At 37.7% G+C, this 997-nt stretch carries 1 protein-coding gene and 1 pseudogene; both read right to left on the bottom strand.

All coding sequences use genetic code 11. The annotated features are described in order from the left end of the window. Positions 1-95: pseudogene (locus tag FTE26_RS20230) on the bottom strand (hypothetical protein); the annotation flags it as partial. Between the two features lie 29 nt (positions 96-124). Further along, positions 125-967, bottom strand: coding sequence for a HEAT repeat domain-containing protein (locus tag FTE26_RS08510; RefSeq protein WP_000072850.1), 843 nt, complete (start codon positions 965-967; stop codon positions 125-127). Between the last annotated feature and the right edge of the window lie 30 nt (positions 968-997).

The following is a 997-nucleotide window of genomic DNA, read 5'->3' on the forward strand; positions in this document are numbered from 1 at the left end:
CCGCACGATGCCAGCCAGCGGCGGCTTTCCTCACTCACCCGGTCAGCCAGGATTTCACTTTCCAGCCGGTCGAGCATCTGCACCGTGCCGGCGGGAATCCCCCACTGTGCATAGGCAACTCACGCTATGAACGCTTCAGCTTATCAATAGCGGAAGTTATAATTTCATTGTCATCAAACTTGTACAACATAGTATCTAAAACAGGAAGTAGCGTTTTATCACCTAATTCACCCGCAGCTTCAATGATATCATCATAAACAGTATTTTTTTTTAACTCATCGCATAAAACAGATAAAACCCTTTTATCTTTTCTGTAGGAAAGTCCGATTATTGCTTCAATACGGACTTCCTCATTTTTATCCTGAAGCATCTCCACAAAACAATCCCTAATATCACTATTATCATATTTATTGATATTTATTGCAAATGCGGCCCAGTTTCTGACATCTCCATTTGGATCTTTTAACAGATTAATCAATAGTGGAATTGTTGCTTTATCATTGATAACAGAAATAGCAAATGCTGTAGCACGTCTGACATTAGTCGATTTATCAAAAGCAGTAATTTGAGATTGTTCTACTATTTTAGGTGAATAAATTGGGTTTTTCTTGCATCGCTGAGCCGTTGACTCGATTGCCGTAGCTCGAACGCAAGCGCTCTTATCATTCAATGCCATATTGTTCAAAATATTAAAAACATTATCTTCGCATTTTTTGCAAATTTTTATTTGCCCGAGTATAAATGCTCCGATATCTCTACGGATATAATTTTTATCAGAGCAGAACTCAATTGCCAATCTAACAGCGTCTTGCCCACCTCTTAACTGTAATACTCTGGCAGATGAAATCCTTTTCAAGGAATTGTGATCATCAAGTAAGCGAAATAATTCATCATCATTTAGTTTCTTACATTGATTATATAAACCATACTCTTTACTTGCCTTTCTTTTCTGGTATGTATTTGACATTGCAGGAACCTCCATAAAGGCTATCTTTTT

It is taken from the genome of Escherichia sp. S10b, from assembly GCF_028421345.1.
Taxonomy (GTDB): domain Bacteria; phylum Pseudomonadota; class Gammaproteobacteria; order Enterobacterales; family Enterobacteriaceae; genus ECMA0423.

What these genes read in the sequence shown, in the direction of transcription:
- FTE26_RS08510 (WP_000072850.1), bottom strand. Translation starts at nt 967, where the DNA reads ATGTCAAATACATACCAGAAAAGAAAGGCAAGTAAAGAGTATGGTTTA.